This window comes from Cellulomonas timonensis (assembly GCF_900046455.1).
GTDB classification, from domain to species: Bacteria; Actinomycetota; Actinomycetes; order Actinomycetales; family Cellulomonadaceae; genus Cellulomonas_A; species Cellulomonas_A timonensis.
On sequence record NZ_FCOT01000013.1, the window covers coordinates 797003 to 823240 of the forward strand.

The 26238-nt window shown below is 73.5% G+C and carries 26 protein-coding genes; 18 read left to right on the forward strand and 8 right to left on the reverse strand.

Translation table 11 applies throughout. From position 1 onward, the window contains the following. Positions 1 to 38 precede the first annotated feature (38 nt). Genes ribD through BN3788_RS17090 form a run of 7 tightly spaced genes read left to right on the forward strand, consistent with a single transcriptional unit; the run spans position 39 to position 5274 of the window. Positions 39 to 1136 carry a bifunctional diaminohydroxyphosphoribosylaminopyrimidine deaminase/5-amino-6-(5-phosphoribosylamino)uracil reductase RibD gene (gene ribD / locus BN3788_RS17060; protein ID WP_066588772.1) on the forward strand — a complete coding sequence of 366 codons (1098 nt, stop codon included), beginning with the start codon at positions 39 to 41 and terminating at the stop codon, positions 1134 to 1136. Next, positions 1136 to 1747 carry a riboflavin synthase gene (locus tag BN3788_RS17065; protein ID WP_066588774.1) on the forward strand — a complete coding sequence of 204 codons (612 nt, stop codon included), beginning with the start codon at positions 1136 to 1138 and terminating at the stop codon, positions 1745 to 1747. Before ribD ends, BN3788_RS17065 begins: the two co-directional genes overlap by 1 nt. Beyond that, a complete protein-coding gene (gene ribA, locus BN3788_RS17070; RefSeq protein ID WP_066588777.1) occupies positions 1744 to 3141 on the forward strand; it encodes a GTP cyclohydrolase II in 1398 nt (465 codons plus the stop codon). Before BN3788_RS17065 ends, ribA begins: the two co-directional genes overlap by 4 nt. Then, on the forward strand, positions 3138 to 3614 hold the full coding sequence (gene ribH, locus BN3788_RS17075) for a 6,7-dimethyl-8-ribityllumazine synthase (RefSeq protein WP_066588779.1): 477 nt from the start codon (positions 3138 to 3140) through the stop codon (positions 3612 to 3614). Before ribA ends, ribH begins: the two co-directional genes overlap by 4 nt. After that, on the forward strand, positions 3611 to 3874 hold the full coding sequence (locus tag BN3788_RS17080) for a phosphoribosyl-ATP diphosphatase (RefSeq protein WP_066588781.1): 264 nt from the start codon (positions 3611 to 3613) through the stop codon (positions 3872 to 3874). The genes ribH and BN3788_RS17080 overlap by 4 nt, the downstream gene beginning before the upstream one ends. A 54-nt stretch (positions 3875 to 3928) precedes the next feature. Continuing rightward, positions 3929 to 4780 carry an ATP phosphoribosyltransferase gene (hisG, locus tag BN3788_RS17085; protein WP_066588783.1) on the forward strand — a complete coding sequence of 284 codons (852 nt, stop codon included), beginning with the start codon at positions 3929 to 3931 and terminating at the stop codon, positions 4778 to 4780. Beyond that, on the forward strand, positions 4777 to 5274 hold the full coding sequence (locus BN3788_RS17090) for a PH domain-containing protein (RefSeq protein WP_082813022.1): 498 nt from the start codon (positions 4777 to 4779) through the stop codon (positions 5272 to 5274). Before hisG ends, BN3788_RS17090 begins: the two co-directional genes overlap by 4 nt. A gap of 15 nt (positions 5275 to 5289) precedes the next feature. Here BN3788_RS17090 and BN3788_RS17095 read toward each other — a convergent pair whose 3' ends face one another. Further along, on the reverse strand, positions 5290 to 6465 hold the full coding sequence (locus BN3788_RS17095; RefSeq protein ID WP_066588786.1) for a DUF3866 family protein: 1176 nt from the start codon (positions 6463 to 6465) through the stop codon (positions 5290 to 5292). Positions 6466 to 6498: 33 nt separating this feature from the next. Between BN3788_RS17095 and BN3788_RS17100 the strand changes: the two genes are divergently transcribed. The 10 genes from BN3788_RS17100 (at position 6499) to BN3788_RS17145 (ending at position 18323) form a co-directional block, all read left to right on the forward strand. After that, complete coding sequence (locus BN3788_RS17100) at positions 6499 to 7527, forward strand: helix-turn-helix transcriptional regulator (protein WP_066589665.1); 1029 nt, start codon at positions 6499 to 6501, stop codon at positions 7525 to 7527. Further along, a complete protein-coding gene (locus tag BN3788_RS17105; protein WP_066588789.1) occupies positions 7520 to 8503 on the forward strand; it encodes a helix-turn-helix transcriptional regulator in 984 nt (327 codons plus the stop codon). The genes BN3788_RS17100 and BN3788_RS17105 overlap by 8 nt, the downstream gene beginning before the upstream one ends. A gap of 54 nt (positions 8504 to 8557) precedes the next feature. Then, a complete protein-coding gene (locus BN3788_RS17110) occupies positions 8558 to 8884 on the forward strand; it encodes a hypothetical protein (protein ID WP_066588792.1) in 327 nt (108 codons plus the stop codon). 88 nt (positions 8885 to 8972) lie between these two features. Further along, positions 8973 to 9272 carry a Sec-independent protein translocase subunit TatA gene (gene tatA, locus BN3788_RS18835; RefSeq protein WP_082813023.1) on the forward strand — a complete coding sequence of 100 codons (300 nt, stop codon included), beginning with the start codon at positions 8973 to 8975 and terminating at the stop codon, positions 9270 to 9272. A 44-nt stretch (positions 9273 to 9316) separates the two neighbouring features. Beyond that, a complete protein-coding gene (gene tatC, locus BN3788_RS17120; RefSeq protein ID WP_066589667.1) occupies positions 9317 to 10141 on the forward strand; it encodes a twin-arginine translocase subunit TatC in 825 nt (274 codons plus the stop codon). Next, positions 10138 to 11052, forward strand: a complete 915-nt coding sequence (locus BN3788_RS17125) for a diacylglycerol/lipid kinase family protein (RefSeq protein WP_066588794.1) — start codon at positions 10138 to 10140, stop codon at positions 11050 to 11052. The genes tatC and BN3788_RS17125 overlap by 4 nt, the downstream gene beginning before the upstream one ends. Before the next feature lie 22 nt (positions 11053 to 11074). Then, entirely contained in the window at positions 11075 to 13921 is a 2847-nt protein-coding gene (locus BN3788_RS17130) for a DEAD/DEAH box helicase (protein ID WP_066588797.1), read from the forward strand. 20 nt (positions 13922 to 13941) lie between these two features. After that, positions 13942 to 15585, forward strand: a complete 1644-nt coding sequence (locus tag BN3788_RS17135; RefSeq protein ID WP_066588799.1) for an amidohydrolase — start codon at positions 13942 to 13944, stop codon at positions 15583 to 15585. A gap of 366 nt (positions 15586 to 15951) precedes the next feature. Then, positions 15952 to 17517 (forward strand): apolipoprotein N-acyltransferase, encoded by a 1566-nt coding sequence (lnt, locus tag BN3788_RS17140; protein ID WP_066588801.1) that lies wholly within the window; start codon positions 15952 to 15954, stop codon positions 17515 to 17517. Beyond that, on the forward strand, positions 17514 to 18323 hold the full coding sequence (locus BN3788_RS17145; RefSeq protein WP_066588803.1) for a polyprenol monophosphomannose synthase: 810 nt from the start codon (positions 17514 to 17516) through the stop codon (positions 18321 to 18323). The genes lnt and BN3788_RS17145 overlap by 4 nt, the downstream gene beginning before the upstream one ends. 84 nt (positions 18324 to 18407) lie before the next feature. Here the strand turns inward: BN3788_RS17145 and BN3788_RS17150 are convergent, their stop codons facing one another. From BN3788_RS17150 to BN3788_RS17165, 4 genes are all read right to left on the reverse strand, one after another. Then, positions 18408 to 18752 carry an RNA polymerase-binding protein RbpA gene (locus BN3788_RS17150; protein WP_066588806.1) on the reverse strand — a complete coding sequence of 115 codons (345 nt, stop codon included), beginning with the start codon at positions 18750 to 18752 and terminating at the stop codon, positions 18408 to 18410. 204 nt (positions 18753 to 18956) lie between these two features. Then, positions 18957 to 19502, reverse strand: a complete 546-nt coding sequence (locus BN3788_RS17155) for a hypothetical protein (protein ID WP_147525165.1) — start codon at positions 19500 to 19502, stop codon at positions 18957 to 18959. 109 nt (positions 19503 to 19611) lie between these two features. After that, a complete protein-coding gene (locus BN3788_RS17160) occupies positions 19612 to 21762 on the reverse strand; it encodes an ABC transporter ATP-binding protein (protein ID WP_082813076.1) in 2151 nt (716 codons plus the stop codon). 116 nt (positions 21763 to 21878) lie between these two features. After that, positions 21879 to 22625, reverse strand: a complete 747-nt coding sequence (locus tag BN3788_RS17165; RefSeq protein ID WP_066588815.1) for an alpha/beta fold hydrolase — start codon at positions 22623 to 22625, stop codon at positions 21879 to 21881. A 73-nt stretch (positions 22626 to 22698) separates the two neighbouring features. Between BN3788_RS17165 and BN3788_RS17170 the strand changes: the two genes are divergently transcribed. Then, positions 22699 to 23397, forward strand: coding sequence for a helix-turn-helix transcriptional regulator (locus tag BN3788_RS17170; RefSeq protein WP_066588818.1), 699 nt, complete (start codon positions 22699 to 22701; stop codon positions 23395 to 23397). Positions 23398 to 23430: 33 nt separating this feature from the next. Here BN3788_RS17170 and BN3788_RS17175 read toward each other — a convergent pair whose 3' ends face one another. The 3 genes from BN3788_RS17175 to BN3788_RS17185 form a co-directional block, all read right to left on the reverse strand. Further along, entirely contained in the window at positions 23431 to 24297 is an 867-nt protein-coding gene (locus BN3788_RS17175; protein ID WP_066589672.1) for a putative protein N(5)-glutamine methyltransferase, read from the reverse strand. 13 nt (positions 24298 to 24310) lie between these two features. Further along, the gene (locus tag BN3788_RS17180) at positions 24311 to 25423 is read right to left on the reverse strand and encodes a carboxylate-amine ligase (protein WP_234346706.1); all 1113 of its coding nucleotides are present in this window, start codon (positions 25421 to 25423) and stop codon (positions 24311 to 24313) included. Positions 25424 to 25618: 195 nt separating this feature from the next. Continuing rightward, positions 25619 to 26101 carry a heme-degrading domain-containing protein gene (locus BN3788_RS17185; protein ID WP_066588821.1) on the reverse strand — a complete coding sequence of 161 codons (483 nt, stop codon included), beginning with the start codon at positions 26099 to 26101 and terminating at the stop codon, positions 25619 to 25621. Positions 26102 to 26238 lie beyond the last annotated feature (137 nt).

Below are 26238 nucleotides of genomic sequence, written 5' to 3' on the forward strand. Positions count from 1 at the left end.
GCAAGCCCCCGGAGCCCTCAGCGGCACGGGAGGCGACGATGGACCAGGCGGATGAGGCACTGCGGCGCGCGATGGCGCGTGCCCTGGAGCTGGCCCGTCGCGGTCCTGCCCACGGCCCCAACCCGCGTGTCGGCTGCGTCCTGCTGAGCGCTGACGGGCGCACCCTGGGGGAGGGCTGGCATCGTGGCGCAGGGACCCCGCATGCCGAGGTCATGGCCCTGGACGACGCCCGCGAGCGCGGCGCCGACGTCCGGGGCGCGACAGCTGTGGTGACGTTGGAGCCGTGCGACCACACCGGTCGCACCGGCCCGTGCTCCCGTGCCCTCATCGACGCCGGCGTCGCCCGCGTGGCCATCGCTGTCGAGGACCCGAACCCTGTCGCGTCGGGTGGCGCCGCGCGACTGCGCGACGCGGGTGTGGACGTGCTCACCGGCATCGCCGCGGACGAGGGGCGCTTGGTGCTGGGACCGTGGTGGCATGCCGTGGCGCGGGGCCGCCCGTTCGTCACGCTCAAGCTCGCGACGTCCCTGGACGGCCGGGTGGCTGCCGCCGACGGGTCGAGCCGGTGGATCACCTCGCAGGAGTCCCGCCAGGACGCGCATGCGCTGCGCGCCGAGGTGGACGCGATCGCGGTGGGCGCGGGCACGGTGCAGGTCGACGATCCCGCGCTGACGGCTCGCGACGCGGACGGCGCCCTCGCGGCGCACCAGCCGTTGCGGGTGGTGGTGGGCCGACGGCCCGTGCCCCCGTCGGCGCGGCTGCGGGGCGAGGGCGGCGAGTTGGTGCACGTGTCGACGCATGACCCCCGCGAGGTGCTGGCGCTGCTGCACGAGCGGGAGGTCCGACACCTGCTGGTGGAGGGCGGCCCCACGTTGGCGGCGGCGTTCCTGCGCGCCGGGGTCGTGGACGAGGTGCGCGCCTACGTGGCGCCGGTGCTGCTGGGCGCGGGCCTGCCGGCCGTGTCGGACCTCGGCATCGAGTCCATCGACGGCGCGTTGCGCCTCGAGCCTCGGGAGGTGCGCCGGCTGGGGCCCGACGTGCTCGTCGTCAGCCGCCTCGGCCCACCCCGCACAGACCATTCGACCGGGCCGTCTGGCACGGCCCCCCTGATCCGCACGGCCAGCGAGGAGATCTGATGTTCACCGGAATCGTCGAAGAGGTCGGCGTCGTCACCGCGATCACCACAGAGGACGGCGGTGTCGACGCCCGTGTCTCGGTCAAGGGCCCGCTGGTGGTGTCCGACGCGGCGCTGGGCGACTCGATCAGCGTGTCCGGCGTGTGCCTGACCGTCACGGGCCTGCCGGGCGATGGGACGTTCACCGCCGACGTGATGCCGGAGACGCTGCGCCGCACCGCGCTGGGCGGCCTGGCGGCCGGCTCGTCGGTGAACCTGGAGCGGGCGCTGCGCGCCGACGCGCGACTGGGCGGGCACATCGTGCAGGGGCATGTGGACGGCGTGGGGGTGCTGCGCTCGCGCACCCCGGGCCCGCGATGGGACGACCTGGTGTTCGAGGTGGGTCCCGACCTGGCCCGGTACATCGCCGAGAAGGGGTCGGTGGCGGTCTCCGGGGTGTCGCTGACCGTGACGCAGGTGGCGCAGGACTCGTTCGGGGTGTCGCTGATCCCCACGACCCTCGCCGCGACGACGTTGGGCGGGCTCACCCCGGGCGCGCTCGTGAATGTGGAGGTCGATGTGCTGGCGAAGTACGTGGAGCGCCTACTGCAGGCGGGGGAGGTCGTCCGATGAGCGCCGAGATCCGACTGGGCACGATCGAGGAGGCCCTCGACGCCCTGCGCGCGGGCCGCCCAGTGCTCGTGGCCGACTCTCCCGACCGGGAGAACGAGGCCGACGTGATCCTCGCGGCCGCGTCCGCGACCCCCGAGTGGGTGGCCTGGACGATCCGGCACTCCTCGGGCTACCTGTGCGCGCCCATGCCGGCGGCGCGCGCGGACGCCCTGCAGCTCCCGCTGATGGTGCCGCACAGCCAGGACCCGCGACGCACCGCGTACACCGTGACTGTCGACGCCGCGACGGGTGTCACCACCGGGATCTCCGCCGCTGACCGCGCCCGCACCCTGCGGGTGCTGGCCGACCCCGCCTCCGGCGCCGAGAGCCTGATCCGCCCGGGCCACGTGCTGCCCCTGCGGGCGGTGCCGGGCGGCGTGCTGCACCGGGCCGGGCACACCGAGGCCGCGGTGGACCTGTGCCGCCTGGCCGGGCTGGAGCCGGTGGGCGCGATCGCGGAGCTGGTCCACGACGACGGCACGATGATGCGGCTGGACAGCGCCGCGCAGCTCGCCGCCGACGAGGGCCTGGTGCTCATCACCATCGCCGACCTGGTCGCTTGGCGCACCGAGCACGGCGACGTCGTCGAGCCCGCCGAGGCGTCGGCGCCCGAGGCCGTCCCCGCGCCCCGCGTCCACGCGACGCACACCGCGTACCTGCCGACCCGGCATGGCGAGTTCCGCATCCACGGGTACCGCGACGTCCGCACGGGCGCGGAGCATGTGGCCCTCGTCGCCTCCCAGGGCCTGTCGGAGCAGCCGGTGGTCCGCGTGCACTCCGAGTGCCTCACCGGCGACGCGTTCGGCTCCGCGCGCTGCGACTGCGGCCCCCAGCTCGACGCCGCGCTCGAGCTCGCGGCGCGCGAGGGCGGGGCCGTGGTGTACCTGCGCGGCCATGAGGGTCGCGGGATCGGCCTGCTGGCCAAGGTGGCGGCCTATGCGCTGCAGGACCAGGGCCGGGACACCGTCGAGGCGAACCTGGACCTGGGCTGGCCGGCGGACCGCCGCGAGTATGGCGCGGCCGCCGCGATCCTCGCCGACCTGGGGGTGCGGCGCCTCACGCTGCTGACCAACAACCCGGCGAAGGTCGCGGGACTGCGCGCGCACGGCATCGATGTGGACCAGGTGCAGGCGCTCGAGGTGGGGCGCACGCCCCATAACGAGGCGTACCTGCGCACCAAGGCGGCCTCGATGGGCCATGTGCTGACGTTCCCGCCCGGCACCGAGCAGACCGAGCCCCTGCGGCTCGAGCCGGTGGAGGCGGCCCCCGCGGCCCCCGGCACCGACACCAGCGACCACGTCCTGTCCGAGGACGACCTGAGCACCATCCCCACCACCGAGGAGATCACGTCATGAGCGGCGCCGGAGCACCTTCCCTGGACGTCGACGGCGCCGGCCTGCGGGTGACAGTCGTCGCCGCGAGCTGGCACACCGTCGTCATGGACGGGCTGATCGAGGGCGCGCGGCGCGCCCTGGCGGCCGCCCACGTGACGGACGTCACCTGGGTGCGCGTCCCGGGCACCTTCGAGCTGCCTGTGGCGGCCCGTCACGCGGCCGAGCACGCCGATGCCGTGGTGGCCCTGGGCGTCGTCATCCGAGGCGGCACCCCGCACTTCGACTACGTGTGCCAGGCGGCCACCATGGGCCTGACCGACGTGGCCGTGCGCACCGGGGTGCCCGTCGGCTTCGGGGTGCTCACGTGCGACGACGAGGCGCAGGCGCTCGACCGCGCGGGGCTGCCCGGCTCGCAGGAGGACAAGGGCGCCGAGGCCGCGGAGGCGGTCATCGCGACCGTCGCGGCGCTGCGTGCGTCTAGGCTCCTGCCGTGAAGACGTTCGACTCGCTGTTCGCCGAGCTGGCCGACAAGGCCGCCACCCGCCCCGCCGGTTCCCGCACCGTCGTCGAGATCGATGCCGGCGTCCATGCGATCGGGAAGAAGGTCGTCGAGGAGGCGGCCGAGGTGTGGATGGCCGCCGAGCATGAGGGCGACGCGCGCACCGCCGAGGAGATCTCGCAGCTGCTGTACCACCTGCAGGTGCTGATGCTCGCCAAGGGCCTGACCCTCGAGGACGTCTACACCCACCTGTGAGCCACACGGCCACACCATCTGCCTTCTTGCCGAACCACCCATCGTGAGGACCCCGTGCTGAGGATCGCCGTCCCCAATAAGGGCTCGTTGTCGGAGCCCGCCGCCGAGATGCTGCGCGAGGCGGGCTACCGCCAGCGCCGCGACTCCCGCGAGCTCGTGCTGCCCGACCCGGACAACGACGTCGAGTTCTTCTTCCTGCGCCCCCGCGACATCGCGGTGTACGTCGGCGCCGGCACTGTCGACGTCGGGATCACCGGGCGCGACCTGCTGCTCGACTCCGAGTCGGCGGCCACCGAGCACCTGCGGCTCGGCTTCGCGCGCTCCACGTTCCGGTTCGCCGCCCCGGCGGCCCAGTCCCTGGAGAACGCGTCGCAGATCGCGGGCCGCCGCGTCGCGACGTCGTACCCGGTGCTCGTGCGCGAGTACCTGGCCGAGCGCGGTGTGGCCGCCTCGGAGGTCGTCCGCCTCGACGGGGCCGTGGAGACCGCGATCCGGCTCGGCGTGGCCGACGTGATCGCCGACGTCGTCGAGACCGGCACGACGCTGCGCGCCGCCGGCCTGGAGATCTTCGGCGACCCGATCCTGCGCTCGGAGGCTGTGCTGATCAAGCGCACGGACGGCGAGGAGCCCGCAGGCCTCGACGTGCTGACCCGCCGCCTGCAGGGCGTGATGACGGCCCACGAGTACGTGCTAATGGACTACGACGTGCCGCTCGGACTGGTCGACGCGGCCGTGGCGATCACGCCCGGCCTGGAGTCCCCGACCGTCTCCCCGCTGCACAACCGGGAGTGGGCGGCCGTGCGGGCGATGGTGCGGCGCTCGGACACCAACAGGGTGATGGACACGCTGTACGACCTGGGGGCGCGGGCGATCCTCGTGACGTCGATCCACGCCTGTCGGCTGTGAGCACGCCCGGCGCCGACGAGGGCCGCGACCCGGCGGACGCCGGTCGCGCCGCGCTCTACGCGCCGTTCCGCCCGCGGTACGCGCGGATCGTGACACTCGCGTTCGCGGGGGTGGTGGCCGTCTTGACGGTCGTGCTCATCGTGACGTTCCCACAGCTCGCGCCGGACTCGGAGGTCCTGGGCGACCAGATCGGCTTCGGGCTGGTCGGCGCGGGCATCACGCTGTTCTGCTGGCGGCAGGCCACCGTCGCGGCGCGGGTCTCCCCGGAGGGGATCGCGGTCCGCAACCTGGTCTTCTCGCGTCGGCTGGGGTGGGCCGAGGTCGTGCTCGTGCGCTACGGCGAGGGCCGCCCGTGGGCGCAGCTCGACCGGGCCGACGGCACCACGCTCGCGGTGATGGGCGTGCAGCGGGCGGACGGCGCGCGAGCCGAGCGCGAGGCCCGCAGGCTGGCGACTCTGGTCGAGCTGCACACCCGCACCGAGCGCGACGACTGACGCCCGGCTGCCCGTTCAGCCCACGCGGTCGGCGGCCAGCCTGGCCGCGTGCACGCCCGCGACGGCTGCCGCGAGGAAGGCCGCCGGGTCGGCGTCGAGCCCGCGCCCCATTGTGGACAGCCTCCCCGGCGAGGCGCCGAGCGCCGCCGGCAGCCCCGCGTCGGCCGCGCCCCCCACGAGCCGGTGACGGCCGTGCGGGCTGACCAGCCCTGACGCCTGCGCCCGCACCCGCTGGCCGAGCTCGGCGAACGACGTCCCAGCCTCGTCGTCGGCCGGTCCGAGCGCGGGGTCGAAGACCGGGAGCACGATGTCGGCGGCCGCGAGCGCGACCCGCCCGTAGGCGGTGAGCGAGTGGTGCGACACGCCGAGATGCCGTTCGCGGGCGTCGGCGCCCGAGACGCGCAGCGAGGCCACAGGGGCGCCGTGCAGCGTCGCCGCGGCGTTGACCGCCTCGCCCGCCGCGACACCGGAGAACCCCCAGCGGGTGCCCGTGCCGAGGTTGCCCGGCCCCTGCGCGACGACCACGAGGTCCGCGCCGACGACGTGCCGTGCCGCGAGGAGCCCGGTGTGCACGGTGACCGCCTCGAGGTCGCCGCCGAAGGCCTGCCCGGTGGTGAGGCAGGCCTCGATCCAGCCCGCCGACCGCAGCCCCGCCACGGCCTGCGAGAACCACGCCGGCAGCGCGCCGCCGTCGGTCATCACGTACGCCACCCGCGGCGCGGGGCGACCGGCCTGGGCCGCCGCGTGGCGCGCGCCGGCGATGATCGCCGGGAGCGCGGAGTGCAGGTCGGCGACCACCACGGGAAGCCCGGCGAGGTCGTCCGCGTCGCGCAGCACGTCGTGGTGCGCGGACTCCTGGTCGTCGACGCCCAGCACCATCTCCTGCAGCGGGGTGTACCGGGCCTTGACCAGGTGGCCCGGGCCGGGCGCGGGGTCGTCGGGCAGTGTGTCGACGGGCGCCACGACCATCGCGTACCCACCGGTGCCCAGCCCGCGGGCCAGCGCCGTCACGTTGAGCAGCACGCGCTCACCGACCGCCGGCAGCCCCACCAGGCCCGGGTAGGCCAGCGCCCGCACGCTCGCGCCGGCGGCGATCTGGCCGACGCCCTCGTCAAGGGATGCCTCGAGCTCCGCCGCACCCGGCCAACGCCGACCGTGCGACACCACGACTGCTGAACGCCAGGTGATCACCGGATCACGCTACCGGCCACTAGCGTGGTGCTGATGCCAGAACAGATCCATCCCGCCGAGCGGCTGCTCAACCTGGTCATCGCGCTGGTCAACACCTCGGCGCGCATGACGAAGGACCAGATCCGCACGAGTGTCGCCGGCTACGGCGACGCTCCGTCCGACGACGCCTTCGAGCGCATGTTCGAGCGGGACAAGGACACGTTGCGCGAGCTCGGCATCCCGATCCTCACGGTGACGGGCGCGGGGCACGGTGACGACATCGGGTACCGGATCGACCAGGAGGCGTACGCGCTGCCGGCGATCGACCTGACGCCCGCCGAGCTGGGCGTGCTCTCGCTGGCCTCCCAGTTCTGGCAGGACCAGTCGGTGCGCACCGACACCACCCGGGCCCTGACGAAGCTGCGCGCGGTCGGCGACGCGCCCGAGGCCGCGGACCTGGTGGCGGGGCTGGCCCCCCGGGTGCGCGCGGCGGGGGACAGCTTCGGTCCGCTCCTCGAGGCCATCCAGGCACGGCGCGTCGTGACGTTCACCTACCGCGCGGCGAGCACCGGCGAGGTGCGCGCCCGCTCGGTGGAGCCGTGGCGGCTGCTGGCCCGGCGCGGCGGCTGGTTCCTCGTGGGCCATGACCGCGAGCGCGGGGAGGCCCGCTCGTTCCGGCTGAGCCGCATCGAGGGGCCAGTGCGTGCCACCGGCCCCGAGGGCGCGTTCGACGCGCCGGACGCTGACGTGCTCGAGGCCGCGATGCGGTCGTGGAGCGGGGGTTCCCAGCAGATCGCGGTGCTGGCGGTGCGGCCTGAGCGGGCCGAGGCGCTGCGGGCGCGCGCGCTGTCCTCGGCGGATGACATGGGCCCGGCCGAGCCGGGCGTCGCGGCGGCGCCCGCCGATCGTGACGTCGTGCGGGTGCCGTTCACGTCGCTCGGGGAGATGGCCGAGGAGGTGCTCGGCTACGGCGACGCGGTCGTCGTGCTGGCTCCCGCGGCGCTGCGCCAGGCGGTCGTGCGCCTGCTGCGGGTCGCCGCCGGGCTGCACCCCGCATCGTCGGGAGGGCCGTCGGATGGCTGAGCGCGCGAGCGAGCGCCTGCTGCGGCTGCTCGGCATGATCACCTACCTCGACCGTCACGCGGGGGTGCCCGTCGAGCAGGTCGCGGCGCACTTCGGGGTGAGCCCCCGGCAGGTCATCGACGACGTCGACACGCTGTGGATGACGGGGACTCCCGGCTACTACCCGCATGACCTCATCGACTTCGACGCGGCCTCCTACGAGGAGGGCGTGGTTCGCCTCACCGAGGCCCGCGGGATGACGCGGCCGCTGCGGCTCGGCACACGTGAGGCGGTGGCCCTGGTGGCCGCGCTGAGGGCCATGCGCGAGGCGCTGGACCCGAGCCTGGACGCCGAGCGGTCCCAGGTGCTGTCGTCGGCGCTGGAGAAGCTGACGGCTGCCACCGGCGAGGCCGCTGCCGGGGTCGACGTGCGCCTGGCGGTGGACGGCGCGCCGCAGGTGGTCGCGGCCATCGGGTCCGCGCTGCAGTCGGGCCGGCGCATGTGGCTGCGGTATGTGAACGCGTCCGACGTCGCGAGCGAGCGCGAGGTGGACCCGATCCGGCTGGTGACGTCCGACGAGCGGTCCTACCTGCTGGCCTGGTGCCTGCGGGCCGGCGGGGAGCGCCTGTTCCGGGTCGATCGCGTGGTCGCGGCCCGGGCTCTCGACGTGCCTGCCGAGCCGCATCCGGTGAGCGGGCGCGCGACGGACTTCCGCCCGGACGCGTCGGGCGGCCTGGTCACGCTGCGCCTGGCGAGCCGGGCGCGGTGGGTGGCCGAGAGCGTGCCCGTCGAGGCGGTGCGCAACGATCCGGACGGGTCGTTCGAGGTGGACCTGCGGGTCGCGAACCAGGCCTGGCTGCGCCACCTGGTGCTGAGCGTCGCGGAGGACGTGCTCGAGGTGCGCCCCTCGGAGGTCGCCGCCGCCGTCGCCGACTTCGCCCGTGACGCCCTCGAGGCGTATGGGCCGCTGGGGGAGCAGGCGGCGCCGACCTCCTGAGCCGCGCCCCACGCCTCACCGGGGCGGTGGACGTCGACGCACTAGGGTGGGCGCGTGCTCTGGTTCCTCGTGTGGACGGTCCTCATCCTGGGGACGCTCGTCGGCGCGTTCCTGCTCGGGCGCGACCTGTGGCGCAAAGGCCTGGCGCTGACGCGCGAGCTGGGCCGTGCGGCAGAGGCGCTGGGCGTGCTGGCCGAGCGGATGGCCGAGCTGGCCGACGCCGCCGACGCGATCCCCGCGGCACGACCGCAGCTCCTGGACGATCCGGGCGAGCACCGGGCCACCGTCGACCGGCTGCGCGAGGAGCGCGTGGAGCGCGCGTCGGCCCGTGCGGAGCGTCGCCAGTCCACCTACGCGCGCTGGCGGGCGTACAGCCGTTGAGCAGGCGTCGGGCGGGACTAAGGGGGTCGTCGAGCACCCCTGCCAGCCGGTTAGTATCGGGGCACCATAGGTTCGAGGGAGACATCCGATGAACGCGCTCAAGCCCATGCACATCCTGGTCCTGGTGATCATCGTGCTGCTCCTCTTCGGGGCGAAGCGGCTCCCTGATCTCGCCAAGAGCGTGGGTCAGTCATTGAAGATCTTCAAGAACGAGGTCAAGGACCTCACTGAGGACAACGACACCCCGCCGCCGGCAGCCACGCCCGCCACCGTGGTCGTGCCGCCCGTCGCCGCCCCGCAGGCCGTGGCCGACCCGCCCGCCGCCGCACCGCATCCTGAGCGGCCGGCGCAGGCGCCTGCGGCCGGGGGCGACCAGCCCTCGAGCTGACGCCCATGAGCGACAAGGCCCGCCGGCCAGCCGCCGGCGGCCGGATGCCGCTGCGCGAGCACCTCGTCGAGCTCCGCAAGCGGTTGTTCCTGGCCGCCTGCGGCCTCGTCGTGGGCGCGGTGGTCGGATGGCTGCTGTTCGACCCGGTGTTCCACGCGCTCCAAAAGCCGCTGCTCGACGCGGCGTCCGCGCGTGGCGCCACTGCCTCGGTGAACTTCGGAGGCCTGGCCACGGCGTTCGACATGCGCCTGAAGATCTCGCTGTTCCTCGGCGCGATCCTCACGAGCCCGTGGTGGCTGTTCCAGTTCTGGGCGTTCGTGACCCCGGGGCTCACCCGGCGTGAGCGCGGGTACGCCATCGGCTTCGTGGGGGCGGCGGCGCCGCTGTTCCTCGCCGGGTCGTACCTCGCGTGGACCACGATGCCCACGGCGGTGCGCGTCCTGACGGACTTCATCCCGCAGGAGGCCACCAACCTGATCGACGCGCAGACCTACCTCAGCTTCGTCATGCGCTTCGTCCTCGCGTTCGGCGTCGCGTTCGTGCTGCCGGTGGTGATGGTCGCAGTCAACATGGCCGGCCTCGTGCGGGCGTCCACCTGGGCCAAGGGCTGGCGGTGGGCGGTGCTGCTGGCCTTCGTGTTCGCGGCGGTCATGACCCCCACCCCCGACGCGATCACAATGGTGGTCATGGCGCTGCCGATCTGCGCCCTGTACTTCATCGCCGTGGGCATCTGCGTGCTGCACGACCGCCGCGTGAACAAGGCGCGGGTCGCCGCGGGCCTGCCGCGGCTCGACGGCACGATGGCGGACGAGGACGACGACGAGGCGCCGGCCGCGTCGGCGGACGCCGACGAGCCAGGGCGCGCGTGACTCAGATCGGCGTCGTGGTCAACCCCACCGCAGGGCGGGGCCGGGGCCACGGCGCAGGCGCCGCGACGGTCGACGCGCTGCGCCGTCGGGGGCACCACGTCGAGGACCTGTCCGCCACCGACCTGGAGGCAGCGAGCGCGCGAGCCCGCCACGCGGCCGTGCGCGGCCTCGACGCCCTGGTGATGGTGGGCGGCGACGGGATGGTCAACCTCGGCGCGAACGTCGTCGCGGAGACGGATCTGCCGCTCGGCATCGTGGCCGTGGGCACGGGCAACGACCTGGCGCGCGCCCTGGACCTGCCGCGCAGCGATGTGGACGCCTCGGTGCGCGCGATCGAGCATGGGCTCGCGCAGGGGCCGCGCGCCATCGACGCCGTCAGCGCCGGGCCGCCGCTGCACTCCACCCGCACCTGGTACCTGGGCGCGCTGTCCTGCGGCGTCGACGCGGCGGTGAACGCGCGGGCCAACACGATGCGCTGGCCCCGGGGCAGCGCCCGGTACGTGCGCGCCCTCATGGGCGAGCTGCGCGGCTTCGCCCCGTACGGGTACCGGGTGACCCTCGACGACGTCGTGTGGGAGTCCGCCGGCTGCGTGGTCGCGGTGGCGAACGCGCCGTGGATCGGCGGCGGCGTCAAGATCGCGCCCGACGCGAGGATCGACGACGGGCTGCTCGACGTGGTCGTGGCCGGCCCCTTCACGCGGTCCGGTGTCGTGCGGATCTTCCCGGGGATGTACACGGGCCGGCATGTGCGCCATCCCGCAGTCCAGGTGTTCCGCTCCCGCACCGCGCTGATCGAGCCGGTGGAGCGGTTGGGCTCCGTCCCGCCCGACGCCTTCGCGGACGGGGAGCGGCTCGGGCCCACACCGTTGCAGGCCCAGGTGCACCCGGGCGCGGTGCGGGTGCTCGCCTGACCGGTCGCCTAGGGTTGACGGTGTGGCAGGTCGTCTTGAGCAGTCCCCGGCAGAGCGTTATGCGGCAGCACGTCGGCGCGCGGCAGCCGCAGAGAGCGACCTGACCCGGTTCCGGGAGGTGCTGGACTTCCCGCTGGACGACTTCCAGGTCGAGGCGTGCGAGGCCGTCGAGCGGGGCAGCGGGGTGCTGGTCGCCGCGCCCACCGGCGCGGGCAAGACCGTGGTGGGGGAGTTCGCGGTGCACCTGGCGCTGGCCACGGGCCGCAAGGCGTTCTACACGACCCCCATCAAGGCGCTCTCCAACCAGAAGTACGGCGACCTGGTGGCCAGGCACGGCGCTGAGAACGTGGGCCTGCTGACCGGCGACACGTCCGTCAATGGCGATGCGCCGGTGGTGGTGATGACCACCGAGGTGCTGCGGAACATGCTCTACGCCGGGTCGGGCGCCCTGGCCGGGCTCGGGTACGTGGTCATGGACGAGGTCCACTACCTCGCCGACCGGTTCCGGGGGCCGGTGTGGGAGGAGGTCATCCTGCACCTGCCCGACGACGTGCAGCTCGTGTCCCTGTCCGCCACGGTGTCCAACGCCGAGGAGTTCGGCGACTGGCTCACCGCCGTGCGCGGCGACACGGCGGTGGTGGTGAGCGAGCACCGCCCGGTGCCCCTCGGCCAGCACGTCCTGGTCAAGGGCGCCCTGCACGACTTGTACGCGGGGCATGTGGATCCCACCGACCCCGGGGTGAACCCCCCGATCAACCCCGAGCTGGTCCGGATCGCGCAGCGCGACCGGGACAGCGGGCCCCCGCATCAGGGCCGTCGCGGCCCCGGCGACCGCGGGTACCGCGGCAGGGGCCAGGGCCCGGGACAGGGACGCGGCCGTCCCACCCCGCGGTTCATGGTGGTGGACCTGCTGGAGGAGGCGGGGCTGCTGCCCGCCATCGCGTTCATCTTCTCGAGGGCCGGATGCGAGGGAGCCGTCGCGCAGTGCGTCGCCGCAGGGCTGCGCCTCACCGACCGGGAGCAGGAGGCGGAGATCCGCCGCGTCGTCGAGCAGCGCTGCGCCTCCATCCCCCCGGAGGACCTGGACGTGCTCGGCTACTGGGGGTTCCTCGACGCCCTCTCGCGGGGCGTGGCGGCCCATCACGCCGGGATGCTCCCGCTGTTCAAGGAGACCGTCGAGGACCTGTTCGCCCGCGGCCTGATCCGCGTGGTGTTCGCCACCGAGACGCTGGCCCTGGGCATCAACATGCCGGCCCGGTCGGTGGTGCTCGAGAAGCTCGTGAAGTGGGACGGCTCGCGGCACGTCGAGATCACGCCGGGGGAGTACACCCAGCTCACCGGCCGCGCCGGGCGGCGCGGCATCGACGTCGAGGGCCACGCCGTGGTGGTCGACCATCCGGGGCTGGACCTGGTGGCCCTGGCGGGGCTGGCCTCCAAGCGGCTGTACCCGCTGCGCTCGAGCTTCCGGCCCACGTACAACATGGCCGTCAACCTCGTCTCCCAGGTGGGCCGTCCGCGAGCGCGGGAGGTGCTGGAGATGTCCTTCGCGCAGTTCCAGGCCGACCGTGGCGTGGTGGGCCTGGCCCGTGAGGCGCAGAGCCACTCGGAGGCGCTGGAGGGGTATGCCGAGGCCATGCAGTGCCACCTCGGCGACTTCCGCGAGTACGCGACGCTGCGGCGGGCGATCTCCGACCGGGAGCGGGTGTTGTCCAAGGAGGCCGCGGCGGAGCGCCGCAGGGACGTGGGACGCTCCCTCGAGGGCCTGCGCGTCGGGGATGTCATCGAGATCCGGGCGGGGCGGCGCTCGGGCCACGCCGTGGTGCTCGACCCCGGCACGGTGGCCGGATTCGAGGGCCCGCGCCCCACAGTCCTGACCACCGACCACCACGTGCGCCGCCTCGCCGTCGACGACGTGGGCGACGGCGTGCGCAAGCTCGGGTTCCTGCGGGTGCCGAAGTCCTTCAACGGCCGCACCGCCTCGGGCCGGCGCGACCTCGCGGCGACCCTGCGGCGGACACTGGCCGACCTCGACGTGGGCGACCCGCACCGCGAGCCGAAGGGCTCCGGGCGCCGGGCGGGCCGTCGTGGCCGGGCCCAGGGGCCGGAGGACTCGATCCTGCTCGACCTGCGGCGCCAGCTGCGGGCGCACCCGTGCCACCAGTGCCCCGAGCGCGAGGACCACGCCCGCTGGGCGGAGCGGTGGTCGCGCCTGAAGCGTGAGCACGACGCCCTGGTGGCGCGGATCGCTGGACGCACCGGGTCGATCGCCAAGGTCTTCGACCGCATCTGCGAGGTGCTGCTCCAACTCGGCTACCTGCGCACCGACACCGCGGACGACGGCAGCGCCCGCACGGTCGTCACCGAGGACGGCCGCTGGCTGCGCCGGATCTACGCGGAGAACGACCTGCTCGTCGCCGAGTGCCTGCGTCGTGGGGCGTGGCAGGGCCTCGACCCGGCGGGGCTGGCGGCGGCGGTCTCGACAGTGGTGTACTCCGCGCGCCGCGACGACCGCGAGGGCAGCCCGTCCATCCCCGGCGGCCCGCACGGCCCGTTGGGGCAGGCGCTCGACGAGACCGTGCGCATCTGGTCCGAGCTCGACGACCTGGAGGCGGGGCACCGCCTGGAGGCGACGGGGCCGATCGACCTGGGGCTGGTGCAGTCGGTGCACCGCTGGGCCCAGGGCCGCTCGCTCGACTCCGTGCTGCGGGGCAGCGAGCTCGCGGCGGGGGACTTCGTGCGGTGGTGCAAGCAGGTGATCGACCTGCTCGACCAGCTCGCCCAGGCGGCCCCGGACGCGCGCCTGCGGCAGACCGCGGGCCGTGCTGTGCAGGCGCTTCGCCGTGGGGTGGTCGCGTACTCCTCGCTGTGACGGCGATATGGTGAGCCCTCGTGAGCTCAACCTTGTATCGCCACGGCGTGGTGCATTCCCCCGCGGACCCTTTTGCCGAGGCGCTGGTCGTCGAGGACGGCGTGATCGCCTGGATCGGCGCCGACGACACCGCTGACGGCATGGCGGACCGCGCGGACGAGGTCGTGGACCTCAATGGCGCCCTGGTCGCCCCGGGATTCGTGGACGCCCACGCGCACCTCCTCGAGACCGGTTTCGCGCTCGACGGCATCGCGCTGACCCGTGAGGCGGGCGTGCGTTCGCTGGCTGACGCCCTCGCGGCCGTCCATGAGGCCGCGAGGAGCCGCGCCGGCTCGGAGCCGCTCCTGGGCCATGGCTGGGACGAGCAGGGGTGGCCCGAGGGGCGGGCTCCGCGCATCGAGGAGCTCGACCAGGCCGCTGGCGGCCGCCCGGTGTACCTCGCGCGGGTCGACGCCCACTCCGCCGTCGTCTCGTCGTCCTTCGCCGAGGCGGCCGGCCTGCGCGGGCTCCCCGGCTGGTCCGAGGACGGCCGGGTCGAGCGGGACGCGCACCATGCCGCCCGGGCGCTCGCCCGCGACGTCGGCGACGAGCGCCGCGAGGAGCTGGCCCTCCGGGCGATGCGCGCCGCCGCGGCCGTCGGGATCGTCTCGCTGCACGAGCAGAGCGCCCCGTTCATCGACACCCGCGAAGGGCTCGCCCAGCTCATCGCGGCCACGTCCGACGCCGCGAGCGGGCTCCCGCTGGTGGTCGGCTACCGCGGTGAGCTCTGCGTCACGAGCGACGACGCGCGCGAGCTGATGGCCGCCATCCCGGGACTGACGGGCATCGGCGGGGACCTGTCCGTGGACGGCTCGCTCGGCTCGCGCACCGCGGCCCTGCGCGCCCCGTACACCGACGCGCCCGCAGGCTCCGAGCACCCGAACGGCGCTCTCTACCTCAGCGCCGAGCAGATCTGCAACCACCTTGGCTCCGTGACCCGGGCCGGGCTCCAGGCCGGCTTCCACGTCATCGGCGACCGGGCGATGGACGAGCTGCTGATCGGGATGCGTGCGGCCGTCGACGTCGAGGGCGTCGACGCGATCCGTGGCGCGGGCCACCGCATCGAGCATGCCGAGATGATCGACGCGCACGCGCTGGCCACCCTTGTGCTGCTCGGGGTGCGCCTGAGCGTTCAGCCGGCGTTCGACGCGGCCTGGGGCGGCCCTGACGGCATGTACGCCGCCCGGCTCGGCGCAGGGCGTGCTGCCGCGCTCAACCCGCTCGCCGACCTCGCCGCCGCGGGGATCCCGCTGGCGTTCGGCTCTGACGCGCCGGTCACGCCGTTCGACCCGTGGGGCGCCGTCCGGGCGGCGATCAGCCACCAGGCCGCCGACCAGCGGATCTCGGCGCGTGCCGCGTTCCGGGCGCACACCCGGGGCGGGTGGCGCGCGGCAGGCCTCGACCACACCGGCGCGGGAGAGATCCGGGTCGGCGCGCCGGCACACCTCGCGATCTGGCGGGCGGAGCACCTCGCCGTCCAGGGCGCCGGCGGGCGTGTCGCGACTTGGAGCACGGACGCGCGTGCGGGCACCCCGCTCCTGCCGGATCTCGAGCCCGGGGCCGTCGCGCCGCAGTGCGTGCGGACCGTTCGATCCGGCGTCGTCCTGCACGACGAGCTGGCGTGATCCGCGTGGCCTAAATCACCCGGTCGGCGCAACACTCGGAGGGCTCGACGACACTCCGGGCGACACGCCGGACGCGCGTATCCGACAAGCCACAAAACAGGACAGACTGACCTGCACGTATGCGGCTGAGCAGTGCCGATCCTTGCTTGACACGTTCACGCCAGGCGGTAGGTTCTCCAGGTGTTCCGCATCTGCGGATGACCGGTCGGTCGGGTGCTTCCCGGCCCTCCGCCCGCGGACCAGGACCCGGCTGGGCCCGCGTGTTCAGTAGAAAACGGATGGCGTCGTCTCGGCGCCGACCGGCACGAAGGACACGCGGGCCGGTCGGCCCGGACCTGGGCTCCGGCGCTGACGTACCCTGCTCCGGTGCCCCTTCGCGAGCCCTCCCGCTGGTCGACGATCCTTCTCGCAGTCGTCGGCGGCATCCTCACCTGGGCCGCGTTCCCCGACGTCGGATGGTGGGGGACCGCCTACCTCGGCGTGGCAGTCCTCTTCCTCGCCATGCGGCGGGACAGCGCCTGGTGGAACGCGCTCGTCGGCCTCGTGTGGGGCGTCACGTTCTTCGCGCCGCACATCACCTGGGCGGATTTCGCGGTCGGACGCGTCCCCTGGCTGGCGCTGACGGTCTTCGAGGCCTGCTACATCGCGCTGCTCGGCGCGGCCTGGACGTGGGCCCGTCGAGGGAACTCCGTCTGGCGCAGCGCCGGGCTGCAGCTCGTCGTGTTCGTCGTGCTGTGGGTCGCGATGGAGGAGCTGCGCTCCGGGTGGCCGTTCGGCGGATTCCCCTGGGGCCGGCTGGCGTTCTCCCAGGCGTCCTCCCCGATGGTCGCGTTCGCGTGGATCGCGGGCGCGCCACTCGTCACCGCCGTCGTCGTCGCGGTCGGGGTGCTGCTGGCCCAGACCTGGACCGCGATCCGCACGGGCGCCGTCGGCCTCGCCGGACTGCGCGGCGCCGTCGCGGTCGTACTGGTCGTGGTGGGGGCGCTCATCCCGCTCGACAGCAGGGCGCAGACGGGGGACCTGCAGGTGGGCGCCGTCCAGGGCAATGTCCCCACTCCCGGCCTCGACGCCTTCGCCCAGCGCCGACAGGTGCTCGACAACCACCTCGCGGGCACGCACGCGCTGCTGGAACGGGTCGAGCGCGGCCAGCTCGACCTCGTGGTCTGGCCGGAGAACGGCAGCGACATCGACCCCCAGGTCGACGCCGAGGCGGCCGCCCTCATCGACGAGGCGGCGCGCGCGGTGGACGCCCCGGTGCTCGTCGGCACCGTCGAGTACCCGCCCACGGGCGGCCGCTACAACACCGCCGTGCTCTGGGAGCCCGGGCTCGGCGTCGTCGCCCAGTACTCCAAGCAGCACCCGGCGCCCTTCGCCGAGTACATCCCGATGCGCGATTTCTTCCGCAATTTCTCCTCGGCGGTCGACCTGGTCACCACGGACATGATCGCCGGCGACAAGGTGGGCGTCGTGCCCGTCGACGTGCCGAGACTGGGGCGCACAGTCATCGTGGGTGATGTGATCTGCTTCGAGGTCGCCTACGACAGCCTCGCCCGGGACGCGGTGCGGGCCGGCGCCGAGGTGCTCGTCGTCCAGACCAACAACGCGACGTTCGGCTACACGGCCGAGTCGACCCAGCAGCTCGCCATGTCGCGGCTGCGCGCGGTGGAGCTCGGGCGCGCCACAGTGCAGATCTCCACCGTGGGCGTCAGCGCGGTCATCGCGCCCAACGGCGCCGTCACCCAGGAGACAGGGCTCTTCACTGCGGAGCAGCTCATCGCTACGCTCCCTCTGCGCGACTCCCTCACGCCGGCCGCCCGGCTCGGCGGCTGGCCCGCGTGGATCGCTGACGCCCTGGCCGTCTGCGTCGTCGTCACCGGGATGGCCGGTGCGCGGCGCATCCGGCGTGACGACCGCCCCGAGGGAGCCCGATGACGTCCGACCTCCAGCCGCCCAGTGCCCTGCCCGGCCGCGTGCTCGTCGTGGTGCCGACCTATGACGAGCGCGCGAACCTGCCCGGCGCCCTGGAGCGGCTGCGCGCGAGCGTGCCCGCCGCCGACGTGCTGGTGGTCGACGACGGCTCGCCCGACGGCACCGGTGAGCTCGCCGAGGAGTTCGCCGCCGCGGACGCCGCGCGCCATGGGCGCACTGCCGTCCACGTGATGCACCGATCCGGCAAGCAGGGGCTCGGCACCGCCTACGTCGCCGGGTTCCGCTGGGGCCTGGAGCGCGACTACGACGTGATCGTCGAGATGGACGCTGACGGCTCCCACCGCGCCGAGGACCTGCCCTCGCTGCTCGCGGCGCTCAACGGCGCCGACCTGGTGCTCGGCTCGCGGTGGGTCCCGGGCGGCGCGGTCGTGAACTGGCCGCTGAGCCGCCAGCTGCTCTCCCGGGGCGGCAACACCTACACCCGGCTCGCGCTGGGCCTGCCGCTGCGCGACGCCACGGGCGGGTTCCGGGCGTACCGGGCGCAGATGCTGCGCAAGCTGGAGCTCGCGGACGTCGAGTCGCACGGGTACTGCTTCCAGGTCGATATGGCCTGGCGGGTGCTCCGCGCCGGCGGCACGGCCGTGGAGGTGCCGATCACGTTCGTGGAGCGTGCGCTGGGGGAGTCGAAGATGAGCCGCGACATCGTCGTCGAGGCGCTCACCAAGGTGACCGTGTGGGGGGCGCAGCATCGCCTCGGCCAACTGCGCGCCATGGCTCGGCGCGTGGTGGGCCGGTCGTCGAGCCGCTGATCGCGCTGGCGCGCACCGGTGCGCCAGGGACGACGACGGGCGCCGGTCCCAGAGGACCGGCGCCCGTTTCTCGTGCGAAACGCGTCAGGCGCTGCGACGCAGCTTGCCGGCGCGCAGCAGGTCGAGCCGCTCGTCGAGCAGCTCCTCGAGCTCCTTGACGGTGCGACGCTCGAGCAGCATGTCCCAGTGGGTGCGCGGCGGCTTGCCGCCCTTGGGCTCAGGCTTCGAGGCATCGCGCAGGAGCGCCTCCTCGCCGCAGCGGCACTCCCAGGTGACCGGGACGTCCGCCTCGACAGAGAAGGGCAGGATGATCGTGTGCCCGTTCGGGCAGTCGTAGTGCGCCTGAAGACGAGGGGCGAAGTCGACGCCGTCCTCTGTCTCCATGCTGTGTGAACCGATGCGCATTCCGCGCAGGGACCGGTTCGACATCTGGGACCTCCGTGCCGTTGCCGTATGAAACTCTTCCGCAGGGCACAACGACCGACCCGGCCCTGATGTTCCATAGTGCCGTGAAGGTCTCGTGAACGCGCGACGAGTCCATCGCGGTGAGACGCGGTGCTTTCCGCGTTTCCATCGCCCTCCGCGCCGCCTGCGCGCCCGGGGCTGTGACCAGCGACACAGGCTCAGCAGCCCTCATGCGCGGATCACTCCGGCGCGGTGCGGCCCGATCGCCACCTCGGCGCGGATGCGCAGCCCTGCCCGCGCGGCCATCGCGCGGAGCACACCCGACCATCCGCGCTCGAACGCGCCGTGGGCGCCCCCGCCCTCTCGCGTGTAGGCGATCAGCACCGACCCGCCGGGCGCCTCGTGCTGCACGACGGAGACCAGCACGCGGACGAGCAAGTCGGCGACGGTCTCAGACGGGGCCACGCTGGCATGCTCGACGGGCAGCACGACGGGCGCGGGGCGGTCGCCGCCGTCGAGCACGAGGAACCACAGCGTGGGCGCCCCGCCGCGCTGGCCGCCGATGGCGCGCAGCACCACCTCCACGAGGTCGGCCTCATGCGCGCTTCCCGGGTCGACGGCCGGGGCTGGTGGGGCTCCGTCCGGCCGTGGGCCGGCGTCGGGGACGCGCGGCGGTCGCGGCAGGCCGTAGTGGAAGGGATCGCCCCACCGGGCGCCCCAGTGCGGCGGAGAGGTGGGCTCTGGGCGGCTGGTCTCGTCAGGCTCGTTCGTCATGCGGCCACCGTCTGAGCCACCTCCCACGCGGCCCGGCGCGGCGGTCAGGGCAGTGTGCGAGGCCCGTCGGCGGAGGGGTCCTGTGGGTGGCGGGCCTGCCCGCCAGGGCTCATTCGCTCCGGGAGGGCTGGGTGAGGACCACCCCGTCGGTGAACATCACGCCATCGCTGAACCGGGCCTGGACCCGCCCGCCGCCGAACTGCTCCGCGTACAGCCGGGCGTACAGGCCGTCCGGGGCCGCGACGAGCTCCGCATGCGTGCCGCGCTCGACCACGCGGCCGTCCTCCACCACGAAGATCACGTCCGCGTCGATGATCGTCGACAGCCGGTGGGCGATGGCAAGCGTTGTGCGCCGCTGCAGCACCCGGGCCAGCGCATCCTGCACGAGGCGCTCCGAGGAGGTGTCGAGGGCCGAGGTGGCCTCGTCGAGGATCAGCACCCGCGGATCCTTGAGCAGCACGCGAGCGATCGCGACGCGCTGCTTCTCGCCACCCGACAGGCGGTAGCCCCGCTCGCCGACCACCGTGTCGTAGCCGCCCTCGAAGGACATGATCCGGTCGTGGATGTTGGCCGCGCGGCAGGCGTCCTCCAGCTCGGCGTCGGTCGCGTCCGGCCGGGCGTACCGCAGGTTCTGCGCGATGGTCGCGTGGAACAGGTAGGGGTCCTGAGTCACGACGCCCACGGTGTCCGCCAGGCTCGAGAGCGTGACGTCCCTGACGTCGTGCCCGTCGATGCGCACGGCCCCACGGTCCACCTCGTACAGCCGGGGCACGAGGTGGCTCAGTGTGGTCTTGCCCGCCCCGGACGGGCCCACGAACGCGGCGAGCTGCCCCGGCTCCACCTCGATCGACACATCGCGGACCGCCCAGGCCCGGCGGGTCGCGGTCGCGGCGCCCGCAGCGGTGCGACGTCCGCCGCCCGACGCCGGGCGGGGGAGCCCATGCGGCATCCCACCTCCGCCCGACCCCGAGCTGGGGACGCCGAAGCTCATCATCGCGCCACGCATCCCACCGCCCATCCCGGACCCCCGGCCCGGCGCCGCGACCGGCTCGGGCTCCTGCAGCGACGGGGGAGACGGGTAGCGGAACCAGACCTGGTCGAAGGACACGCTGCCCTGCGTGGTCGCCGGGTCGAGCACGACGGCGCCGGGGCGGTCCCGGATGGCGGGCTCCATGTCCAGGTACTCGAAGATCCGCCGGAACAACGCGAGCGACGTCTGCACGTCGAGCGCCACCCGCATCAACGACACGACGGGCATGAGCAGTCGCGCCTGCAGCGTGGAGAACGCGACGAGGGTCCCGGCCGTCAACGCGCCCACCCCGACGTCGCCCGAGATCATGTACCCGGCGGCGAGGTAGACCAGCGCCGGCGTGATCGCCATGAACGCGTTCACCACCCCGAAGAACCCCTGGCCGGCCATCGCCTGGCGCACCTGGAGGCCCACCTGGCGGTCGTTCTCCTCGCGGTACCTGGCGATCTCCGCGTCGGAGCGGTTGAACACCTTGGTCAGCAGCACGCCCGAGACGCTCAGGGCCTCCTCGGTGATCGCCGTCATGTCGGCGAGCGACTCCTGGGTGGCCCGCGCGATCACCTGGCGACGCGCGCCCACGCGACGCTGCATCACCACGAACACCGGCATCAGCGCGACGGCGACGATGGTCAGCTGCCAGCTGAGGAGCAGCATCGCGACGAGCGAGGCGATGACCGTCACCGCGTTCGACAGGATCGACGAGGCCGTCGTGGTCAGCACCGATCGCACGCCGCCCACGTCGTTGGCGAGCCGCGACTGGATCGAGCCGGTCTTGGTCGCGGTGAAGAACGCGAGCTCCATGCGCTCCAGGTGAGCGAACAGCCGCCCCCGCAGGTCGGCCATCGCGAGGTTGCCGACCTTGGTGGTCAGGTAGGTCTGCCCGACGCCGATCGCCGAGCTCAGCAACGGCACCAGGATCATCGCGCCGACGAGCCACAGCAGCAGGCGCAGGTCGACCCCGCCCGACGCGGGGAACAGCGCGTCGTCGAAGACCCGCTGGGTCAGGAACGGCGTGATGATCCCGAGCACGGCGCCCACGAGGATGGACAGCACCACCAGGATCAACTCGCTGCGGTACGGGGTCAGCAGGGCGCCGATGCGGCGCAGCAGCGCGCCCGACGAGCTCGGCGCGATGGTGCTGGCCGCTGCGGCGGCTGCGGTGGCATCAGCGCCGGACGGCTCCGACGGCTCCAGTGGGGCGGAGGGAGGCGGGGGAGTCGGACCGGTCATGCGCACAGTCTGGCCGTCGTCCCTGGCGCCCGCGAACATGCCACGCAGGACCCGCCCGGCGTGGCATGTTCGCGGCTTCCCCTCAGCCGAGCCGGAGTCGGGGTGCGAGGAACACGTCAGCTCGCGGTTCCGCTGTCCCGGGAAGTCGCTGCTGCGGCGACGAGCTGCGCGAGGTCGTCGGAGCGGCTCCACATGGGCCAGTGGCCGGTGGGGAGGTCGATGACGTCGACGTGCTGGAGGCGGGCGACCTCGGCGAACATGGGATGACCGGCGTGGGCCAGCTCCATCAGCTGTGCGCCCGGGATCGAGCAGCACACCAGCGTGGTCGGGACCTGCAGACGTGCGTCGTTGGCGAGCTCCACTGGCTGGCGAAGCACGGGACCCGGCTCCGGGACGGCCCGGGCCCGGAAGCGCGCGAGATCCTCGGTGCTCAAGCCCTCGAGGCTGGCCTGCTGCCCGAGCGCGTCGAAGGGCGGCAGGGGCAGCTCGCCCAGATCGTCCGGCAGGTCGGGGGCGAAGACGCTCCCGGGCGCCACCGGTCCGCTGTCAATCCAGACCACACGGCGGACGAGCTCGGGATGCTGATCGAGCACGAGGCTGACCGGGGCGTTGGCTCCGCTGTGCGCCACGATGACCACGGGCTGCTTTTCGGCGGCCGCGACCCGTTCGATCGCCGCTGCCTGGTCGTCGAGTGTCCTGGAAGCTCGCTCGCGGTCTGCCTCGTCGAGGCCGGGAAGGGTCATCGGGATGGCTCGCCGGCCGGCGGCGGTCAGGTGTTCCACCACCTCGTCCCATGCCCATGCCCCCAGCCAGTGGCCGGCGATCAGGAGGATGGTCGGTTCGCCCGTGTTGGTCGTCGTCATACCGCCATGCTCGCAAGCCCCGAGGACAACGGCGTGTCACCATTTCTGACATGAATCTTGGTGGGGCGCGGACGTGAGACGGGCAGAGCGGCTCCACGCATTGTCGGAGATGCTGCGCCGCAATGGCCCCCGCGGATGCACTGCTGAGCGGCTGGCGGCGGAGTTCGGCGTGTCGGTGCGGACGGTGAAGAGAGACCTCACCGCCCTCGAGAACAGCGGTGCGCCGATCTGGTCGCGCCCAGGGCCTGGCGGCGGCTACGGCCTCGCCACTCGGGCGAGCCTCCCGCCGGTCAGCCTGACCCCCGCGCAGGCGGTGGCGCTGCTCGCGGCCGTCTCCGCTGCCTCCGATGCCCCCTATGCCGACTTGGCCTCAGCCGGCGTCCAGAAGATCCTGGACGTCCTCGACCCCAGGACCCGGGCGAAAGCCGATGAGCTCGCGCGCCGCGTGTGGGTGGACACGCCGTCGTCTGCCGTTCGGGCGGTCAGATCGGCCCTCGAGGAAGCGATGGCCGAGCAACGCGTCGTGCGCATTCGCTACGTCTCGCGTGACGACAGCACGACGACCCGCGACGTCGAGCCGATCATCTTCGCCTCCGCCAACGGCCGTTGGTACCTGATCGGATGGTGCCGGCTACGCGGCGATATCCGGTGGTTCCTCATGACGCGCATCGAGCACGCCGCCGTGACCAAGGCTCCCTGTGGTCAGCACAGCATTCAGGAGGTGGGCATTCCCCCAGCGACGGCACGGTCCGTGCAGAGCCGAGGCGAGTGAGGCTTTCCATCGACGTCGCCGGCCCGATGCCGCTCAACCCCCCGGGTCCTCCCCGGCGCGGCTGCCGCTCACCACTGTCGCGTCCCGCTCGGCGTCCTGGACGACGGTGGGAGTCAGGCCCGCCGCGGTGAGGGCGGCGGCCAGCGCCACGCCCTGGGCGGCGCCTGCCTCCATCAGCACCGCGCCCCCGGGGGCGAGCCAGCGCGGCGCCAGGGCGATCACGCGGAACAGGAGGTCGAGGCCTTCGGGACCGCCGTCGAGCGCCGTGCGCGGCTCATGCTGGCGGGCCTCGGGAGGCATGAGACGTAAGGCGTGCGTCGGCACATACGGCGCGTTCGCGGTGAGGATGTCGACTCTGCCCCGCAGGCTCGACGGGAGCGGCTCGTCGAGGTCTCCCCGGTGCACCTGCCCGAGCGTCATGGGGATGTTCCGCCGTGCACAGCGCACGGCCACCGGGTCGATGTCCACCGCGTGGAGCTCCACGGGCTCCCGGGCAGTGGCGATGGCCACGCCCACGGCTCCCGACCCGCAGCACAGGTCGACGACGACGCTCTCCCGCCCGCCACGGCGCCGCCCGTCGGATCGCCGCCGCGGGCCGGGGCGATGAGCCTGCTCGTCGAGCACGCGACGGGCCGTGTCGACCAGGAGCTCGGTGCGGCGCCGGGGGACGAACACCCCCGGGGTGACGACGATCCGCAGCCCGCTGAACGCCACCCAGCCGAGGACGTGCTCGAGCGGGGCGCCCGAGACGCGTCGGGCGGTCAGCTCAGCGAGATGCTGCGGGGTCCGAGCCTCGGCGCGGAGCAGCGCGGCCTCGTCCTCGGCGAACACGCAGCCGGCCGACCTGAGCGCCGCGACGACGTCAGACAGCGCTGGCCACTCGCTGGAGGGCGTCGCCATCGCGGGGACGCTGTCAGGCATGGGTGCGGTCGACGGCTCGCTCGACCAGCTCCTGGTCGTCCGCGCCGTCGAGGCGCCACCTGCGCTGCTGCATCGCGCCGTTGCCGCGTTGCAGCACTCTCTGCACCTGCTCGCCCACCCACAGCCGGTCCCCGGACCTCTCCAGGGCGGGCGCCACATGCTCGAGCAGCGTCTGGAGCGCGTCAGATGCGGGCCGAGGGCGGAAGGTCAGCGGATCGAGCAGGTCTCCGGTGAGCCCCGACCTCGCGGCTCGCCAGGCGGCCACCCGGAGCGCCTCGGTGCGCGGTTCCGGGCCGAGCGGCGGCCCTCCGGCGAGGCTGATGTCGAGGGCGGTGTCGGCGAGGGCCCGGACCAGCACGCCCTGCAGGACGGCGTCGGCGGAGTCGAGGCAGACGTCGGGGACGCGGACCTCGACGGTCGGGTAGCGGGGCGAGAGCCGGGCGTCGAAGTAGACCATCCCGGGGTCGAGGATGGTGCCGCTCGCCACCAGGTCGTCGACCAGGCCGTGGTAGGTCGCGGCGTCGCCGAAGGGCGCCGTCGGGCCGGCCGTGGGCCAACGGCCCCAGACCAGGGACCGGTAGCTGGCGTAGGCGGTGTCCTCGCCGTGCCAGTACGGGCTGTTCGCGCTGAGCGCCAGCAGTAGGGGAGTCCACCGGCGCAGGTGGTCGATGATCCGCACGCCATCCTCGTCGTCGGTCACCTCGACATGGATGTGGCATCCGCAGGTGAGCTGCTCGCGGGCGATCTCCCCGAACTCGTCGCGGATGGCCTTGGCGCGCTGGTTGACGATGACGGTGGGGTCGCCACCGATGGGCGCGGTGCCGAGCGCGACGGCCCTGGCGCCGACGTGCTGGGCGGAGGAGTCGGCGCGGGACCGGCCGGCACGCACCTCTGCCAGGAGGTCGGCGACGGTGGAGCGTGGGCGTGTGGAGGTCTCGACCTGTTCCTGGGTGAACTCCTTCTCGAGCCTGCCACCAGGGGGGTCGTCGAGCATCTCGTCGGCCGCGTGAGCCGCCGCATGCTGCAGCGCGGGGGCTGCGACGGCTCGGAGCGTCCCGTCAGGAGACACGAGCAGGAACTCTTCTTCAATCCCGATGCGGCGCACCACCACAGTGTGGTGGGGGGTGGGGGCACTGTCTCGTCGAATGCACTTTTATTGACATATTGTACATTATTGGCGTTTTCTTTACCTTAGCGGCCGACAGTCGCTCACGTGTGCCGTTTCAGGCCCCATCTCTGGCCGCGCGCTCGAGGAGAAATGGGACAGAGCGGCATGGCAGCGGGGGAGTGGCCCCGGTCGTCAGGCGAGGAACGCGGTCACTGCCTCCACCACCAGGTCGTGGTCGTCGGCCTGCGGGAGCCCCGACACGGTCACCGTGCCCACCACGCCCACATCCGTGATCCGCACCGGGAAACACCCGCCGTGCGCCGCGTAGCGCTGCAACGGCAGGTCCTGCTGCTCGGCGAAGGTCGTCCCGTCCGCGCGGGCCCGCGCCCCGACCAGGTACGACGACGCGCCGAACCGCTCCGTGACCCGCACCTTGCGGTCGACCCAGGTGTCGTTGTCCGGGGTCGTTCCCGGCAACGCGGCATGGAAGAGCTGCTGGCGCCCGCGCCGCACGTCGATCGTCACCGGCAGCGAGCGCTCCTGGGCGATCTCGACCAGCACACAGCCCAACCGCCATGCGTCGTCGTTGTCGAAGCGGGTGAAGACGAGGGCGCGCTCCTGCTCCTCGAGCTTCGCGACCAGGTGGACCAGTTCGAGTTCGCTTGACGGGCTCATCTCTAGATCATGGCCGCGCCCGGTCCAGCCGTCGAGCGGACGCCGTGTCACCCCGCCATGGGACGGTGGGGGTCGTTGCCCCGGTCCGCGGCCACACTGTAGAACCGGATGTGGCGCCCAGGAGCCACGACGATCTC

Coding starts and splice junctions, on each gene's coding strand:
- ribD (WP_066588772.1), top strand. CDS start 39: ATGGACCAGGCGGATGAGGCACTGCGGCGCGCGATGGCGCGTGCCCTG.
- BN3788_RS17065 (WP_066588774.1), top strand. CDS start 1,136: ATGTTCACCGGAATCGTCGAAGAGGTCGGCGTCGTCACCGCGATCACC.
- ribA (WP_066588777.1), top strand. CDS start 1,744: ATGAGCGCCGAGATCCGACTGGGCACGATCGAGGAGGCCCTCGACGCC.
- ribH (WP_066588779.1), top strand. CDS start 3,138: ATGAGCGGCGCCGGAGCACCTTCCCTGGACGTCGACGGCGCCGGCCTG.
- BN3788_RS17100 (WP_066589665.1), top strand. CDS start 6,499: ATGCCAGAACAGATCCATCCCGCCGAGCGGCTGCTCAACCTGGTCATC.
- BN3788_RS17105 (WP_066588789.1), top strand. CDS start 7,520: ATGGCTGAGCGCGCGAGCGAGCGCCTGCTGCGGCTGCTCGGCATGATC.
- tatA (WP_082813023.1), top strand. CDS start 8,973: ATGAACGCGCTCAAGCCCATGCACATCCTGGTCCTGGTGATCATCGTG.
- tatC (WP_066589667.1), top strand. CDS start 9,317: ATGCCGCTGCGCGAGCACCTCGTCGAGCTCCGCAAGCGGTTGTTCCTG.
- BN3788_RS17145 (WP_066588803.1), top strand. CDS start 17,514: ATGACGTCCGACCTCCAGCCGCCCAGTGCCCTGCCCGGCCGCGTGCTC.
- BN3788_RS17150 (WP_066588806.1), bottom strand. CDS start 18,752: ATGTCGAACCGGTCCCTGCGCGGAATGCGCATCGGTTCACACAGCATG.
- BN3788_RS17155 (WP_147525165.1), bottom strand. CDS start 19,502: ATGACGAACGAGCCTGACGAGACCAGCCGCCCAGAGCCCACCTCTCCG.
- BN3788_RS17160 (WP_082813076.1), bottom strand. CDS start 21,762: ATGACCGGTCCGACTCCCCCGCCTCCCTCCGCCCCACTGGAGCCGTCG.
- BN3788_RS17165 (WP_066588815.1), bottom strand. CDS start 22,625: ATGACGACGACCAACACGGGCGAACCGACCATCCTCCTGATCGCCGGC.
- BN3788_RS17175 (WP_066589672.1), bottom strand. CDS start 24,297: ATGGCGACGCCCTCCAGCGAGTGGCCAGCGCTGTCTGACGTCGTCGCG.
- BN3788_RS17185 (WP_066588821.1), bottom strand. CDS start 26,101: ATGAGCCCGTCAAGCGAACTCGAACTGGTCCACCTGGTCGCGAAGCTC.